This is a genomic window from Microcoleus sp. S13_B4, from assembly GCF_036700885.1.
Classification (GTDB): Bacteria; Cyanobacteriota; Cyanobacteriia; order Cyanobacteriales; family Microcoleaceae; genus Microcoleus.
In genome coordinates this window covers 1-17,519 of the sequence record NZ_JAUBPU010000020.1, presented here as the reverse complement: position 1 = coordinate 17,519, position 17,519 = coordinate 1, and the positions used below count along the sequence as shown (strand labels likewise).

Annotated in this window: 11 protein-coding genes; 4 read left to right on the top strand and 7 right to left on the bottom strand. The window is 47.5% G+C overall.

Annotation, left to right across the window (positions count from 1 at the left end):
- Window positions 1-101: 101 nt before the first annotated feature.
- Both QT994_RS13475 and QT994_RS13470 read right to left on the bottom strand, forming a co-directional pair.
- Entirely contained in the window at window positions 102-5,576 is a 5,475-nt protein-coding gene (locus tag QT994_RS13475) for a WD40 domain-containing protein (protein WP_333175251.1), read from the bottom strand.
- 682 nt (window positions 5,577-6,258) lie between these two features.
- Window positions 6,259-7,590 (bottom strand): P-loop NTPase fold protein, encoded by a 1,332-nt coding sequence (locus QT994_RS13470; RefSeq protein WP_333175248.1) that lies wholly within the window; start codon window positions 7,588-7,590, stop codon window positions 6,259-6,261.
- Window positions 7,591-7,927: 337 nt separating this feature from the next.
- Here QT994_RS13470 and QT994_RS13465 point away from each other — a divergent pair, with 337 nt between their 5' ends.
- From QT994_RS13465 to ftsZ, 3 genes are all read left to right on the top strand, one after another.
- Window positions 7,928-8,830 (top strand): FtsQ-type POTRA domain-containing protein, encoded by a 903-nt coding sequence (locus tag QT994_RS13465; RefSeq protein WP_333175245.1) that lies wholly within the window; start codon window positions 7,928-7,930, stop codon window positions 8,828-8,830.
- A gap of 545 nt (window positions 8,831-9,375) precedes the next feature.
- Complete coding sequence (locus QT994_RS13460) at window positions 9,376-10,572, top strand: transposase (RefSeq protein ID WP_333175243.1); 1,197 nt, start codon at window positions 9,376-9,378, stop codon at window positions 10,570-10,572.
- Between the two features lie 120 nt (window positions 10,573-10,692).
- Entirely contained in the window at window positions 10,693-11,967 is a 1,275-nt protein-coding gene (gene ftsZ, locus QT994_RS13455; RefSeq protein ID WP_333027130.1) for a cell division protein FtsZ, read from the top strand.
- A gap of 56 nt (window positions 11,968-12,023) precedes the next feature.
- Here the strand turns inward: ftsZ and QT994_RS13450 are convergent, their stop codons facing one another.
- Window positions 12,024-12,788, bottom strand: coding sequence for an MBL fold metallo-hydrolase (locus tag QT994_RS13450; RefSeq protein WP_333175240.1), 765 nt, complete (start codon window positions 12,786-12,788; stop codon window positions 12,024-12,026).
- 150 nt (window positions 12,789-12,938) lie between these two features.
- Between QT994_RS13450 and thiD the strand changes: the two genes are divergently transcribed.
- Entirely contained in the window at window positions 12,939-13,748 is an 810-nt protein-coding gene (gene thiD / locus QT994_RS13445; RefSeq protein ID WP_333175237.1) for a bifunctional hydroxymethylpyrimidine kinase/phosphomethylpyrimidine kinase, read from the top strand.
- A 62-nt stretch (window positions 13,749-13,810) separates the two neighbouring features.
- Here thiD and dndE read toward each other — a convergent pair whose 3' ends face one another.
- From dndE to QT994_RS13425, 4 genes are all read right to left on the bottom strand, one after another.
- A complete protein-coding gene (gene dndE / locus QT994_RS13440; RefSeq protein WP_015179042.1) occupies window positions 13,811-14,212 on the bottom strand; it encodes a DNA sulfur modification protein DndE in 402 nt (133 codons plus the stop codon).
- Window positions 14,213-14,293: 81 nt separating this feature from the next.
- Complete coding sequence (locus QT994_RS13435; protein WP_333040677.1) at window positions 14,294-14,683, bottom strand: GxxExxY protein; 390 nt, start codon at window positions 14,681-14,683, stop codon at window positions 14,294-14,296.
- A 110-nt stretch (window positions 14,684-14,793) separates the two neighbouring features.
- Window positions 14,794-16,791: a DNA sulfur modification protein DndD gene (gene dndD / locus QT994_RS13430; protein WP_333175370.1), complete on the bottom strand. Its 1,998-nt coding sequence runs from the start codon at window positions 16,789-16,791 to the stop codon at window positions 14,794-14,796.
- 293 nt (window positions 16,792-17,084) lie between these two features.
- Window positions 17,085-17,450 (bottom strand): GxxExxY protein, encoded by a 366-nt coding sequence (locus QT994_RS13425; protein ID WP_333175234.1) that lies wholly within the window; start codon window positions 17,448-17,450, stop codon window positions 17,085-17,087.
- Between the last annotated feature and the right edge of the window lie 69 nt (window positions 17,451-17,519).

The window sequence follows — 17,519 nt, the reverse complement described above, 5'->3', positions numbered from 1 at the left end:
GTTGGGAATCCCTCTTCCCTCTTCCCTCTTCCCTCTTCCCTCTTCCCTCTTCCCTCTTCCCTCTTCCCTCTTCCCTCTTCCCTCTTCCTTCTTCCTTCAGACTACAATTGAGATTTTGCCCCAACCCCCTCACAGAGACGCCGATCGCGATCGCTCACATTAGGATTAGTTCTCAGATAATCTCCCACCCAGTCACAGCCCCTCACCAGCAAATCGTCAAGATCCAAATTCCACAAAATCACCCGATTATCCCGGCCAGCAGAAGCCAGAACCTTCCCATCCGGGCTAAAACTCACGCTCATCACGCTATCCTTGTGACCCGTCAAAGTTTTCAGCAAAGTCCCGCTGCGACTCCAAAGCTTCACCTTATGATCGTAACTACCCGAAGCAACTAACAAACCATCCGGGCTAAAACCCACGCTAGTCACGCTGTCGCTAGAACCCTTCAGCAGCGTCGCCACCAAAGTCCCATCTACCTTCCACAATTTCACCGCATTGTCGTAACCAGCCGAAGCCAGCATTTTGCCATCAGGGCTAAAAGCAACCCCCAACACAAAACTGTTGTGAGCTCCTTCAAAAGTTCTTAGCAAACGACCGTCCCGATTCCAGAGTTTGAGAGTACCATCATCGCTTGCAGAAGCCAGCATCGAGCCGTCTGGACTGAAAGTCACCCCAGTCACCCAGCCTGTGTGTCCCGTCAAAGTCTTAATCAGCCTGCCGTTTCTAGTCCAGAGTTTCACAGTCTTATCCTTGCTAGCCGAAGCCAGAATCTCGCCGTCGGGGCTAAAACTCACGCTCATCACGCTGTCGGCGTGACCGTCGAGAGTGAACAGCACAGAAGGCGAACACGGGAATAGCGGAGCCGAAGGACAAGGGAGAATATTATTCATGCCATCTTCTGTCAAACTCCACACCTTCACCGTTTTGTCGTAACTCCCAGAAGCAAGTAGCTGGCCGTCGGGGCTGAAACTGACGCTGGCGACTCTCTGAGTGTGTCCTTCCAAGGTTTCCAGCAAAACTCCCGTGCGACTCCAGAGTTTGATAGTTTTGTCCGTAGAAGCAGAAGCCAGCCTTTGGCCGTCGGGGCTAAAAGTAACGCCTTGCACCCGGTTTTGGTGTCCGTCGAGGGTTTTGAGCGGCACGTCATCGAGTCGCCACAGCCTGATAGTTTTGTCAAAACTTGCCGAAGCCAAGGTTTTGCCTTCCGGGCTAAAACTCACCTGAGTAACTCGATCGGCGTGTCCCTCAAAAGTTCTCAGTAAGCGACTCTCTGGTTTAATGTTGCTAGCATCGGTTGGGCGTTTGTCGCCAACACCGGCCAGACTCCAGAGTTTGACAGTCCCGTCTGCACTTCCAGAAGCAAGTGTTTGACCGTCGGGGGAGAAACTGACACCAAATACCCACTTGCTGTGTCCCCGCAAAGTTGTTAGCAGTTCACCTTTTTTTGCTTGTGTTGAATTTTCTGTTGCTGGGTGTTTTAGTGCAGCGATGCTCCAGATTTTCACCGTTTTATCTTCACCCGCACTGGCGATCATTTCACCATCGGGGGAGAAACTGACGGTGTAAATTTTTGATGGTTGTCTGTTTTCGCTGTGCCATAAATTAGCGATTAACCTACCGTCAGAACTCCACAGTTTCACAGTACCGTCATCGCTCGCCACAGCAATTATTTTGCCGTCGTGGCTGAAGCTTAGCCAATTTACGGGAGCAAATTGTTCGATCGTTCGCAACAGCGTGCCGTCGGTTTTCCAAAGTTTGATAGTTTTGTCTGTAGATCCACTGGCGATCGTTTGACCGTCAGAACTAAAAGCAACGCTGGTAACGCTATTAGTATGCCCTTTGAAAGTTGCCAGCAAACTGCCGTCTGTTTGCCAAATTTTGACAGTTTTATCTAAACTTGCCGAGGCTATGGTTTTGTTGTCGGGACTGAACGCCACACAGGAGACGCTGTTAGTATGACCTTTGAAAGTTGCCAACAAACTGCCGTCGCGCCGCCAAAGTTTGACTGTTTTATCTACACTGGAAGAAGCTATTGTTTCGCCGTCGGGACTGAAACTAAGACCCCAAACTACATCGCCGTGTCCTTCCAAGCGGTTGCGTTCTTTGACTCCATAAACTGCCTGCTGGAGGGCAGCAGAAATCAGAATTTCGGTGTCTTTGAGAGTATACATTTGTTGGGAGCGTTCGATCTGTTTCCACTTTTTACCAGCTCTCAAACTTTCCATCATGGCGTCAAATTTGTTGTTTGAGAAATAAAGTGCTTCAGAAGCTGCTGTCAGGGTACTGATTTCGGCTCGCTGAGTTTGAGCGACAGCTAGCTGTTTTTGACCCACAGCCCGCCACCAAAAGTTTACGGCGGCGATGGTGGAACTGGTTAGCAACATGACGCCGATCACTGCTACTCCCAGCAGTTGTTTGAGAAAAGTATTGGCTCGGTAGAGCTGTGCTTGACTCATTTTTTTGTCTGCTTCTGCTTTGTGCAGTCTGGCTTCTAAGCCGAATCTTTGCCGGATTGGTCGCACTAAATAGTCGTGTACCAATTGATAGCGGTCTTCGGGCGCTTCCCGTAGCAGAAATAGCAAACCGTGACCAACTAAAATGTCTAAAATTAAGTCGAGGTTGTCGGTTTTATTTTGTCGGTTTTCAGGGTCTTTTGCGAACTGTCGCTGTAGGGAAATTCGGTTTCTGCCGATCGCCGATAATTCGGTTTCCCGGGCATCGGCTGGCTGCGGACCTGTAACTAACGAGAGTTCGTGTTTGGTTTTTATCAAACGAACACCTCTTTCATCTGTCAGGGAAAACAAGATTTTCCAAGCTGCATCTTCGTTAACCAGGCCACAGTCAGAGATGACTCCTTCGAGGGATCTTTTCACTAATTCCGCTTTGGGATTGTCACCCAATTGCTGGTATTGTGATAGACTGGTAATACCTTCTTCTTGCAGTTGCGCTCCTACTACCTGCAATTCAATTGGTCGCACTTCTTGCAGTTCGTCTGCTAAATCTTCTACGAAGGCATCGATCAGTGCCGGCTCTAAATAAAATTCCGCCCGTTCTGTTAAGTGTCCGATGACAGCCCGCGCGTCTTTCATAGAAAAACTCCGCAGTTGGTAGCGGATACTTTTGTCGAGAATATTATTGTTAATAGCGTCAAGATTTGGGAAGCGATCGCAATCTAGTAAGTAGTGCAAATAATCTTCGCGCAAGCACAGAATTATCTTGACATAAGGCAAATTCAAAAATAAACGCAAAAAATTATAAAAAAGTTGTCTTTGTGCCACTGAAGTCGAAACAAAGAAAAACTCTTCAAATTGATCGAAAATCAGCACAGTTAACAAATTATTTGTGGCATTTTCACGCAACTGCTCTATAATAAAAGAAGAGACTTCCGAGCTGCGAGAAGGAATAACCGAGCAACTTTTTTTGTGGATTTCCTGTACTCCTTTGGAGATTAATTTACTTTCCTCTTCGGCTTGTTTGTCGTACAGTGCGCTGTTCAAAGCATTTTCTAACTCCACCAGCCAGTCGGTGTAAACTTTGACTACTACGGGCAATGTATCGCGCGCGCCCGGAGTAATATTTTTCAAAGCTGGTACTAAGCCGGCATTGACTAGAGAACTTTTCCCGACTCCACTGGGCCCATGAATAATAGTTAATTTATGGTCGTCCCTGCTAATTCTTTCTAGCAAGCTATTGATATCTGTTTGGCGCGAGTAAGCTGTCATGGACGCTGCGATGGCAGCTTGGTTTTGAGCTGAGGGACCCGAAGGATTGACGGCTTGTCGCTGCTGCTGCAATTGGCTGGCTCCGATAAAAGCTCTAAATCCGTATTGATATTCGATCGACCGCTGGGTTTTTTTAATCCGAAACGCTTTCAGATACTCTCCCTGCTCGAAATAAACCGCTTGCAGTTCCGTCAAAATATCGATGTAAAGTCGGGGGTCGTACTTCGGCTCGCTTTGAGATTGAGCCAACTCCAAAGAATGAACCGCTGCTTCCCACTGGCCTAGCTGCCGCAAACTTCTGGCTAAAAGTAAAAGATACCAACTCCTGTCGGATTTAGGATGTTGGATTTTAGATTTGGGTTCGTTACTTAACTCGTTAGGGCCCACAAATTCTGGATAATTTCCCTCAAACCCCAATCTCAAATCTTCAATCAGCAATCTCAAATCATTAGGCGTTTGATCCAAAATCGCCAAAGCCAACTCAGCTAGCTGGCGGGCTTGACTCCACCTCGACTGTTGCAGGGCAACTTCAGCCAAAAAGCCGTAATCTTGAGCTAGTTGGCTGGGAGTACCGTAAGTGAAGTGCAACTGCAAAGAATTTTCAGCTAATGCTTGCAACTCTCCCCACGCTTTCAGGCGCTGCAGCACTTCTCCGAGGTGGGCTGTCACCTCAGCTACCAACTCGGGGCGTGAGGCAAGGGAGAAAGCGTTTCTAGATTGTTCCAGGCTAATCCAAGCTTGTTCCCAGTGCTGGCGATTGGCTACCGGATTTCTGGCTGCTTGCAAGCGGTGACACAGGGCTATGTGAAATAGCACTATCCCTTCTCTCTCTAAAAATAGGATGTTGGGGACAGGATTCGACAATGAGCAGGAGAGGGTTTCTGGGTTTTCGGAATTTTCCCAGTTTGCGAGTTCCCAGTTGCCAGTTTGATGCTGCCAAAATACTAAGCTTTCTTGGTAGTGAATTAAGGCGGTTTCGGTTTGGTCGCTGACATAGTAATCTCGACCGAGAACGAATTGCAGGCTGGCTTTGAGGGCGGGTTCTAATTCTTGACCGCGATTTTGTAAATCTCTTAAAGCTAATTCTAATTCTCGGCGTGGCAAAGAGCCGATCGCCAAATCGAAGGTATTGCCCGGACTCAATGGCGAATAGGAGTGGACATCTGATTGTCGTCGGTTTTGGGGCCCTGAGTTAAAAGTTAGAAAGCGTTCTCCAGGGCTGATTTCGCGCTCCAGGCCGCGTTTTTCGCACGGAGTTTCGCAGGTCTCACAATTAGCGATGGTGCTGACGTTGCTGCTGGCGAGTTCTTGATTGAGTTCGCCTATTTTAAATATAGTATCTGCCCGCTTAGCGAGGAAATTAATTAATTCGTCAACGCCCATTTCAAATTTAATTGTGGCGGCGGCCCAACTTTTGAAATCCGGGGCCAGACGAATCATTTTGGTCACGATGTCATCTGTTACCCACAAAATCACTGGGCAGGAAAAATTTTTGCGAAATTCGTCTCGCACTTGATTGGTAGAAGCCATCAATTCGTCGATCGCTACTACTGTTTCTAAACCAAATACCATTAAAGCCGAGGCAGAAACCACAGGCGAGTACCCCTCCTGGAGAGTGCTTGCCTGCAGCGTAGTGTAAAGGGTTTTGACTGAAGCTGGGAGGACGAGATCTTGAATGGCAACTGGGGACACTTCTCGCAGCCGCTGCGCTATTTGCTGGCGCAACTGATCGTAGTTGCAGCGCACCAAAATTAGCGAGAATTGGTGTTGAGACATTGTGATTGACCTGACCAGAGTTTTGAGCGATCGCTCGTTGTAGTTAGCCGTTTCTTGTACCTTAATTAGATCTGTCATGCGTGCACCTCTTTTGCATAAATCAATTACCTAACTCTCGCCAATCGTGACTGAAAGCGTATCTACTTAGATATAGCCGTCTCGGTCTGACGCCTTATCTCTGTATAAATACGTAGTTTTCCGTACTTGTCTTATCAATACTTACATAGTTATTAGAGCCAATGTAAAGATATCATACCTCTCAATCTCAGAGAATGCTAGACTTCCCAATAAAAATTTAAGGTCATCTTATATTTTTTGATTCAGCTATATATAAAGGACTACAGATCATAAATAGCCAACCGCTAAGTTCATGAGCATACCGACGACTAGCTATTAGTAAACAACTCCGATATATCTGTAGCAGGCATTTAACACAACAGAAAAAAAAATGTCCTTCGGGATGGGATTAGTTGAAATTAAGAGCAACAGGTAAAAACAGATATAGGGGGTCTGGCATTGCAGATATGAGAGTTGAGAGTGGGCAAAGTCCTTAGTGGCGGCAAAGTTTTACACGACAATAACATTCACCGCCTATAGCCAGCATTCAACAGAAATCAGCCAGTGGCCAAAACCGCTGACTGATTTCTGTATTGGATGGTAAGATTTCGGAGTTGTGAGCGATGAATTTTCAGTTAAATACTTTCTAAGTTCCTCGTGGTTAAGGGTTCTTAGAGTCACGAAGCTATCTCAAAAATCCCAACTATTTTGCTTCACAGCGCTGTAGCCACTCCTTATATTTTCTGGTTTCTGCTAAGGCTGGATTAATCCCAAACCAACGACCTTCTTGATCGCGGTATTCAAAGACAAACATACTTCGCAACAAGATTTGAGACTCTTCTTCGCCGGTTACACTTTGTCGGTTGACAACTTGAAACAGCAATTCCCATTCCATGTCATTGATGGCTGACAAAAGGTCATCGCGATATTCTTGAATGACGCTTTCGAGGCATTCGCGAGAGAAGGGAGGGTCTTCGTGCTGCAAACAGCTATACAAAAGCATCAGTAGATTGCGAACGTGACCGCCACTAATCCGGCAAAGCCGGTCTAAAGTTTCGGGAGAGTCAAACACCTGGGAAATCAAATCTATGCGTTGATGGGGAGCAACTTTCGGGAAAGCTCTAGCTAATACTAGCTGGCGCAGCAGTGCCATTCCTTCGAGGTGGTCGTCCCCCGATCGCATTTGCACCGGTACCATCGGCATCACCTTGGGCTTGACTCCAAATCGACTGGCGAGGCGGCCGAAGTCGTTGGAAAAAATCAAAGTCAGGGGAATCGTGTAGACAACATGGCAATTAAGTTTTTTCAACTGTTCGCCACGGTCTAAAAACAAGTATTCTGGCTGGGTGCGTCCGCTGGGTTTGAGGGAGGCGTCGAGGCGATCGAGGTTGTCAACGATGACTGCGAGTCCTTTTTTCCCTTGCTGCTTGAGTTCGGCGTTAGCTTTGTTGAGGAGTTCTTCGTTGATCGACTGCAAAATGCTGTTGGTGCGGGGTTCGAGATATTGCCTGAGTTGCGATCGCAGTTTGGGAGAGTCTTTAGTTTTAGCCGTAACTTTAGCAATGCCTATAGATAACTCGGCTTCCGCTGACAAATCTATGGGAGTCTGCAAAAATTCTGCCACTTCTGCAAACAGATTGGTAAAATAGCTCGGTCTGAGTTTGATTTTAGCGGATTCCATAGTTTCGCTGACTTGGCGCGCAATGCTCAGCAAAATATCGCTAATGTCTACATCACCCATGTCTAAGTCTTGGGAAGACTCGAAGTAGACGACGCAAAAACCCTCTTGCTCTAACTCAGCTTTTAGTCGAAACAATTCCGTAGATTTGCCACACCCGATATGTCCTGTAAATAGCTGACAGGTTGGCTGGTCAGGGGAGATGCGGGTAATGGTTCGCTGTAAAGATTCAATGATTTTGCCGCCACGCACGGAACCAAAATCAATGTAGTATTGATAATCTCCGGGGTCTCCCGCAACAAGGGTCTTGCTGGGGTTGCAGGCTTTATAGAATCTGTCTAATTCGAGTGGGATCACAATTGAAGCCGAATAAGAGTTAAAAAGTTAATCGAAAGTCTAAACTTTCTTTAGTTGAGTTTAGTTTGATTTGTAACCTTTTGCCCTGTGGGGTAATGCCCTAAATACCCAAAGAACCTTGATCGGGTAAGGGGTTTTCCCGGCGCTGGAATTGGGAATTTTTAATTAATAGTTTTTTATTACTTAGCGGGATCAGTGATATTACTGATATTGGCAGGACTCTGGGTAAATTTGCGGGGATCTGGTTAAATGGTAGGGGAAAACAGGGTTCAAGAGAGAGAGATTAAACGGTTTTGAATTTGTGCTAATCCTTAATTACTATATTGTCAAGACGTAGATGGCTAGTTTTGGAGCGGTTTCTCAAACAGAGTTAGGGCGCAGGCGCCAAAAGTTGCGGCAGCAGAGGCGCGCTCGATTGGCGGCTGTTGTGTGGCAAATGCTGGCAGCGAGTGCAATGGCTGGAGGTTTGCTGTGGTGGATTGCTCAGCCGGCTTGGTTGATTGCCCGATCGGAACAAGTGAAGGTGGAAGGCAATCAGTGGCTGTCGGACAAGGCGGTGCGGTCTTTGGTGCCGCTGTCTTACCCGCAGTCACTGTGGGGGATTCAACCGCAGGCCCTGGCCGAAAAGCTGGAGTCAACTGGGCCGATCGCCAAAGCGAAGGTGACTCGTAACTTGTTCCCGCCGAGTTTGACTATAGAAGTGGCAGAACGGCTGCCGGTGGCGGTGGCGCAGCCGACTGCGGTGTTGAGATCGAACAGTGACAAGGAAAAAGGGGGGTGGCTGGACGCTCGCGGAGGTTGGATGCCGTCGGATAGTTATACTGCTGTACGATCGCAGAATAGTTCGATCGGGTCCGGCAGCAGTCAGGGAACGCAGCCTCAGCGTTCTTTGCCCACTTTAAAAGTCATCGGACCTTTGGAACAGTACCGCGCCTCTTGGCCGAAGTTTTACCAAGGACTCAGCGGCTTGACGGTGAAAGTGTTTGAGATTAATTGGCAAGACCCGAACAACTTGATCTTGAAAACAGAGATCGGTACCGTACACTTGGGGCCGTACAGTTCCAAGACTGCGGAGCAACTTAAGGTTTTAGACCGAATGCGACAATTGCCAAAACAGCTAGATTCAAGCAAAATAGCCTACATTGACTTGAAAAATCCTGCTTCGCCGATCGTCCACTTGCCACAACTCCCCGGCAGTTTGGAGAGTTCAACTCCCGCACCAACTCGCACCCAGAATTGATCCTCTGTCAACAGAAGGTAGAAGGTATCGATCGGCTTGCAGAATTTTTACCCCTCCTGAGCAATACGCAGGGCTTGAAATAAGGAGAGTTTTTTGATATCCCTCCGCGTCTGGTAAAAACAATCAGATTGTTCTTTCCATACCGATGCGGGACCGCCTAGTATCCCTTTTTTTTCCTTCTGCGTTGCGTACAAGTGCCTTGATAGCGTCAAGCACCTTGATGGCGTCAAGCGAGGTCTGGGCTAGCGAGACCGATCAAATCCGAGATTGCTAACATTAAGCATTGATCAATGTTAGTTTTTCGCGCAACTTAGCCTATAGTTGATCGTGAATTGGCGTTTAGTTAACAATTTGGCGCCCTCGTCCCCCACACTAATTTGGTAATCCCTATCGGTGGGGGGATATAAGGTAGTTATAAACGAAACGCCCTGCGCTCAATATTTACTACAAGCAAGTGGGGGAATAAGGCTGTTAACTCTATCACAATTTCTCCAGTTTTCTAAGAAAATTGTAAATTCTGTTAGAATTCGATGGGAGGTTGCACAATGCTCAGTTTGACGTACACATACCGAATTTATCCAGATGCCAGTCAAGAAGCCAAAATGCTTGCTTGGATGGAGATTTGTCGCAAAGTTTATAATTACGCTTTGCGAGAGCGAAAAGACTCGATTGCATCGCGTAAGTGTGCGATAGACGCTTGCAGTATTCATTCTGAGTACATCATTCCATCTGACGCAGCGTATCCTGACTATTACAAACAACAGAACGCCCTGACAAGAGCAAAAAAAGTAAATCCTGAACTCAAAGAGGTTCACTCCCAAGTTTTACAAGATGCCTTGAAGCGACTCGATCGGGCTTTCAAGTTTATGAAAGAACGTGGTTTTGGGTTTCCTAGATTCAAAAAGTTAGGTGCGTATCGGTCGTTTACTTTCCCTCAGTTCAAAGACTATCCATTGATAGGAGTACAAATAAAGCTGCCTAAGATTGGAGCAGTGCCAATTAATTTGCACCGCCCTATCCCAGATGGGTTTGTCATTAAACAAGTGAGGGTAATCAACAAAGCATCAGGATGGTACACTCAATTGATTTTGCAGTGTGATGTCTCTGTTCCCGAGCTCAGGCCTCATGGTTTGTCTATTGGCATCGATCTGGGATTGGAGAAATTCTTGGCTGTATCTAACGGTAAGTTACTCTCAAGACCACGTTTCTTTGTAGACTTGGAAAGCAAGCTTAAATGGCTGCAACGCAAGCTGAGAAACAAAACTAAGGGTTCTGCTAACTACCGCAAGATTCAACACAAAGTCCGCCTTCTGCACGAGCGCATTCATGATATCCGTAAAGAGTTTCATTTCAAAACAGCTCATGCTTTATGCGATTTGGGAGTGGGAATGATTTTTGCTGAGGAGTTGAATCTCAAAATGATGAGTCGCGGGATGCTAGCAAAACACTGTCTTGATGCTAGTTGGGGCGGATTCCTCGATATCCTATCTTGGGTTTGCTGGAAACGTGGCGTGTACTTTGCTAAAGTTGACCCGAATGGCACTAGCCAAACTTGTCCTCAGTGTTCCACTCATACAGGAAAGAAAAAGCTGTCCGATCGCATTCATGCTTGTCATGAGTGTGGATACACAACAGACCGCGATGTTGCTGCTGCAATGGTAGTAGAACAAAGGGGTCTTGCCGCTGCGGGACTCGCAGTCAAGTTGCCTGTGGAGGTATCGTTATCGGGGACTTCGGTCTAGATACGACCAATGAAGCAGGAATGCCCATCTGTGAATTTGGGAAGCCTACACGCTCATTTGGTACTCCAAATCGGTGTAGGGAGGATGTCACCAAGCTGTAATCTACTACCCCCAACTGTAATGAAGCTTAATAATAGACAGGGGTCTGACCAAGACAGTCCCCCTTCGGAAGAAGTAAAAAATTTTCCGGTGGCTGCAGATTCCGCCAATCCCTTTAGACGCAAGTCTGGTTATGTAAATGTAGATAGTATTGATATCGATCCTATGGTCAATCCCAAAGACATAATGCCCAGCAGTGCCGCCAAAATCAAAGTAATTGGCGTCGGCGGTGGTGGGGGCAACGCCGTTAACCGGATGATTGCTAGCGAGGTTTCTGGTGTCGAGTTTTGGTGCGTGAATACAGATTCCCAAGCTCTGGTTCTCTCAAATGCTCCGAAACGCTTGCAAGTCGGACAGAAGTTGACGCGCGGTTTGGGCGCGGGGGGCAATCCGGCGATCGGCCAAAAGGCTGCGGAGGAATCTCGCGACGAGGTTGCTAATGCTCTGAATCATGCGGATTTGGTATTTATCACAGCCGGCATGGGCGGCGGTACGGGCACGGGCGCGGCTCCGATCGTGGCTGAGGTCGCTAAGGAAATGGGCGCATTGACTGTGGGCATAGTGACGCGGCCTTTTACGTTTGAGGGACGGCGGCGCACCAGCCAAGCTGAGGAAGGGATTGCGGCTTTGCAAACCCGGGTGGATACGCTGATCGTGATTCCTAACGACAAGCTGCTGTCTGTGATTTCGGAACAAATGCCGGTGCAAGAGGCTTTTCGAGTTGCTGACGATATCCTGCGCCAAGGGGTTCAGGGTATTTCTGACATTATTACTATTCCCGGTTTGGTGAATGTTGACTTTGCTGACGTGCGGGCAGTAATGGCGGATGCGGGTTCGGCTTTGATGGGCATCGGCGTGGGTTCTGGCAAGTCGCGGGCTAGGGAGGCTGCGATGCAGGCTATTTCTTCGCCTCTGCTGGAAGCTTCGTCTATTGAGGGCGCTAGAGGTGTGGTGTTTAACATCACTGGCGGTACTGACATGACGTTGCACGAGGTGAATGCGGCGGCTGAGACGATTTACGAGGTTGTCGATCCGAATGCCAATATTATTTTTGGAGCTGTGATTGACGAGCGGCTTCAGGGCGAAATTAAGATTACTGTGATCGCTACTGGTTTTTCGGGAGAAGTTCCGTCGCCTCCGGCTCCGGGGCGGACGCAAAATGTTAATGCTCCTTGGCGGGCTGCCACTGTGCCGACGACTCCTGCTCAACAGACGCCCGATCCGAAAGCGAAACCGCCGCAGGATTTGGGATTGGATATTCCTGAGTTTTTGCGTAACCGTCGCCCGCCTAGATAAATGTGGATTTGGGATTTTGGATGGCGGATTAAATCTCAAATCTCAAATCTCAAATCTCAAATTTCTAGGGTTTGGCCTGGTTCGGGTTCGAGGAGTTGGGTGGATAGTCCCGATTTTGCTAGTAAATCGCGAAATTCGGGGATGCTGCCGACCGATCGCACTAACTTTGGTAAAATGCCTGTGGCTCGGATGTCTCCCGCCGCTGTAGGCAGGAAAAACCGAGGTTTGAGTGTTTGGGCGAGGCTGAGGGCTTCCGCAGGGCCGATGATGACTTGTCCGAGAAATGGGAAGATTTGACCGATGACTGGGGCGATGGCTACGTCTACTGTGTCTATTTTCTGTTTGACTTTTTCTAATGGTGGCAGGTGCGGTTCGTAATAAAGTGTCTCGCCGCTGCTTAAATCTTTAAGCAAATAGCCGTTTTCTTCTTGTCCCGGCCCGATTTCGGCTCCGGGTACGGCAGTAATTTGTAACTTTTCTTGATAATTAAATTCTTGCCAATTTGCTAAAGATGTGATATTGGTGTAGCCTAAACTGCTGAGGACTTTGGCGGCGGTGGGTGAGGCGATCGCGGGAATTGTGCGATCGAGCTGTTCGAGTGTTGGTCTGTGACAGTGGTCGTCTAATCCTTGGGAAATCAGGATGAGGTCGATCGGCGGTAAGGTGCTGGGAGTGAAGGCGACGGGGGTGTTGTGGTAGGCGGTGAACAACCAGGGTTGACCGTAAAATACGAGCGGATCGATTAGCCAGGGATCGACGAGGATGGTTTGGCCTGCGATGTGGAAGATCCAAGAGTTGAGGTCGATTCGGGTGATTTTCACAGTTGTTTGCAATAATTCTTTACATTTGTTTTAATCATAGCTAATTTTGTGGGGACATTTTAACCGCAGATGAGGGCGGATGAGCGCTGATGAAGGCGGATATGATGGGATTTATCTGCGTTTGTTTGCGTTTATCTGCGGTTGAAAAAGATGATTAAATCGAAGATTCCTGTGGCTTTGACTGTGGCTGGTTCCGATAGTGGCGGTGGGGCTGGGATTCAGGCGGATTTGCGGACTTTTGCGTTTCACTGCGTGCACGGTACGAGTGCTTTGACTTGTGTGACCGCTCAAAATACTTTGGGTGTGACGCGGGTGGATGCTTTGTCTGCGGAGGCTGTGGCGGCTCAAATTGAGGCGGTAGTTGGGGATATTGGGGTGGATGCTGTGAAGACTGGGATGCTGCTGAATCTGGAAATTATGGCGGCGGTGGCTACACAGGTGGAAGCTTTGGGAATAGGGAATTTGGTTGTCGATCCGGTGATGGTGTCACGATCGGGCGATCGATTGATTGACGATGGGGCGATCGCATTTTTGCGGGATGTTTTGATTCCAATGGCCGTTGTCGTGACTCCGAATCGCTTTGAAGCTCAGATTTTGAGCGGTTTACAGATTGATTCTGTGGATGATATGCGATCGGCGGCGCAGCAGATTTATCGATCGGGTGCGAAAGCTGTTTTGGTGAAAGGTGGCGGGATGAAAGGAGATTTACGCGGAATTGATGTTTGGTTTGACGGTACGCGGTTGGATGTGTTGAAGACTGAAAATGTTGATACTCCCAATACTCACGGGAGTGGTTGTACTTTGAGCGCTGCGATCGCCGCTAATTTAGCATTAGGTAAAGATTTATTTACAGCGGTGACATTGGCTAAGGATTATGTTACCACTGCTCTCCAATATGCTTTGGATATTGGGGAAGGTCAAGGGCCAGTAGGGCATTTTTTCCCGCTTTTACTGAAGTAAATTGTCAACTCATCCCTTCTCTTCCCTTCTTCCTTCGCGTCCTTTGCGTCTTCGCGGTTCGTTTAATTTCTTAATTTTTCAGGCGATAAAGCGATCGCCACCAAGTCTTCGATTTTCTTAATATTCGGATCGCCGGCCAAATAACCAATTCCTCGGTGCAAGTGCAGGCGAAACTGTTTGGCTAGAGTTTCTTTTTCCGTGCCTAAATTATCTTGGTGACACCGCTGCTTGAGGGCCATTATCAAGATATCTGCCATGTCACCGCCGAAGACATCCCAGCTTAATTCGACGTTGCTGTCGCTGGGGATTGGTACTGGCGATGGGATGCTGGGTTCGGCGAGCGATCGGCAAAATCCCCACCTGCATAGAATATTCCACTGATCGATTTTGGTCGATCGTTTCAGTTTTGATAGTTGGTCTTTGCCTGTTTGGGAGAGGCGGATGCGATCGACTGGTGGTTCCATAGGTTGATAATTTTGTTACCGCAGATGAGGGCAGATGAACACGGATGAACGCAGATAATAGCATGAGATTGTATCTGCGGTTTAGAAATTATTGACTATTCGTTGAATTTCAACTTTAGGGTTGCCGAAGTTGATGAGCAAGCAGACGGTTAGTTTTGTAGCTTTTATGACATTTAGACACTGTGCCATTTCTCTTTCCCCCAGTGATTTGATAGCTTTGAGTTCTACAAGCACGGATCTTTCCACCAAAACATCTGGTACGAATTTCCCAACGATTATATCTTCATAATGGACATAAATGACAAACTGAGGTTCAACCAGCATCCCTGTTTTGCGAAGTTCATAAACCAAAGAATTCTGATAAACTTGCTCCAAAAATCCACAACCTAAAGTATTTCCTACCTTAAAAGCACAACCAATAATTTTTTCCGTAATCCCATTCAATTCCAATCTGCGTTCATCCGTGTTCATCTGCCCTCATCTGCGGTAACAAAAATCCCACATCCCAAACTATACCAAAAATCCCCATGCCATCCAATCCAATCTGCGTTCATCCGTGTTCATCTGCCCTAATCTGCGGTTCATTCCCAGAAGTAACCTTTTTCGACGGTGGTTTGGTGTTTGGCGGAGTCGTATTTGAGGAGGTAGCTGTGGGCGATCGCCTCTAATTCTTGGAGTTTTTCGTATTCTTCTTTTCTAATCTCCGTGTCGGTAGAAAGCAGGATGACTTGGTGGCTAGCCGAGGGGAAATAGCGTTCGACTAGGTTATTTCTGTGGGAGGAGTCGAGGCGGCCCAAGGGAGTGTCGATCGCCACTGGCAATTGTCTCCCGGATACTCTAGCCAATCCCCACAAAAAGGCGATCGCCAGCAATTGTTTTTCCCCGGCTGAAAGTCGGTGTTTGGGTACCGGTTTGCCTTCTGGATCGTAAATGGAGAGGCTAAATGTTTGAGTGTCGATCGCAACTCTGTGTACGAGGTCGGTTTTGTGCAACAGGTAGCGGAAACAGTCGGTAATTTCTATTTCGAGTTTGTTAAGTTTTTTGAGGGTGAGTTTTTCTTTAAAGAGTTTCAGGGTGGCTTGGGCTTTGGCGATGGAGGCGATGACGTGTTGGCTGTTTCTGATGGTGATGAATTCGCTGCTGTAGCTTTCTAGTTCTTTTTGGTTTTTGGCTAATTCTCTCTCTAATTCATCGACGCGGCGGTTGGCTGATTCGCAGGCAGCGGCTGCGATAGCGACTGCCTTTTGGGCTTTCCTAACCTCTTCTTCTAGTTTTTCGTAGGCTTCGGGGGAAGCTGCGGCTGCGAGTTGTCTGTCTGTAAAGTCGATTTCTGCTTCGATACTTTTGATTTCTTCTATTTGGTCGTTGGCTAGAATTTGTTGGGCTTTGATTTGGTAGCTAAGGAGGTTTTCTAGTTGCTGGATGCTGTTGTTGTCGGCGTTCATCCAGGGCGGGGAGTCTGTTGCCGCTTGCTGTTCGAGTTCTTGGTTTTCTTGGCGGATAAAGTCTTGAATTTTATCTAGCTGTTGGGGATTTAACGAGATTTCCGCGATGTAGTTGAGAAGGCGATCGCTTCTTTGTTTGATAACATTTTGGGCAATCTTTGCTTGCTGCTGGCTGGCTTCTGTTTCGGCTTGAATTTTTGCTTCACTTAGCAAGGGCGAAATTAAGGCTAGTGGTAGCGTATTTGAGGCTACTTCCATCATGGCTTGACGGGTTTTTTCTGCCTGATTTCTGTAGTCGTTTAGCTGTCTGTCTAGCTGACTGCGATCGGCGGCAATTTTCCCGCCTTCATAAATAAACTTGTCTGATGCTTGTTGCTGATTTTTTTGAGCTTTATCTAATTCGTTTTTAAAGCTGGCTTGTTCTTGCTTAGCTGAGTCTATTTCCTCACTAATTTTCTTAAAAGTTTCTTCGATTTTCTCTAAAGCAGCCAAGTCTTTTTTGCCAGCAATTTCTTTCCGCTTGCGGCCGGCTAATATTTCTAAATCGACGGCGAGGCGTTCTGCTAATTCTAAACCTAAAAGAGATTTAATCGCCCCGACGACAAACTCCGGCGGTGTTTCGAGTTCTGCGAGTTCTTTTACTTGTTCGCCGTCAAACAGAAATAGGTTGGATATTCCGACTGGCAAAAGGGTTTCGATGTATTCGTCCCAGGTGTTAGTAATTGCTTTGTCCGACCACCAATCGCTGACAATCTCGCTGTAGATGAGAATGCTTAAGTTGTCTTTAATATCTAATTTTTTCCAGTATCTAACTATTTTGAATTGAGCTAATTTGTCATCTTGGACTTGTTCAAATGTTAGTTCGACGCGGGTATCTTCTAATGGGGGTGTGTGGCGGTTGACGCATTGATTGAGAAAGTCGCTGTAGCTTAAATTGCCTCTGGTGGAACATTGGGCGCGGCCGCCGTAGAGGGCGAGGCGAATGGCGTCCATGAGGGTGGTTTTGCCGCCGCCATTCATGCCGCCAAATAAAATAACTGGGCAGGGATTTCCGTCTTTTTCGGGGCGGAGATTGATGGTTTGGATGCCTGCATAGGGGCCGAAGTTTTTGAGGACGAGTTCGAGGAATTGCATTGTAGATGTAGATGTTGTTGGTTGGTGGGGGGGGCGGTTAGCCACGGATTTGGTAGCGGATTTAACGGATGGGTGATTGGTGGGGGGCGATTAGCAACGGATTTAACGGATGGGTGGTTGGTGGGGGGACGGTTAGCAGCGAATTTAACGGATAGGTGGTTGGTGGGGGGCGATTAGCAACGGATTTAACGGATGGGTGGTTGGTGGGGGCGATTAGCAGCGGATTTGGTAATCACCCACTAATCATCCGTTACATCCGTTACAAAATCCGTGGCTAACCGTCCCCCCCCTTGCTACCAATCAATCACATCGGTTGCATCTTCCTCCTGGTTCTGAGGTCTAATGCTGGGAGGTAAGGGGAGTTCCGCATCTGTTTCTTCATAGGTTCCTGAACTTCCTCTTGTCCAACCCCTGCCACTTGTTTTCGGCGTCCACAAGTATGGTTGAATGTGTTTCTGCCAACCTTGTACAGATTTTGGTGGGAGGATGCGGTGATATTCTAATTTGCTGCGTCCAAAGTTTATAAATAAACCTACTTGCGCTCCTGTAGCTGCTACGTAAGCTATTATTTGAGCTTTATCTTTATCGGTCATTGGATAATTTACGGCTTTATCCTCTACTACAATACCTTCATTCACCCAATGGTCTAGAGGGTGCATCTCACTTTGGCAAATACATCAAATTGAAAGTTGACCGTTGAGATAAGCACAGCGAAGAGAAAGGATAGA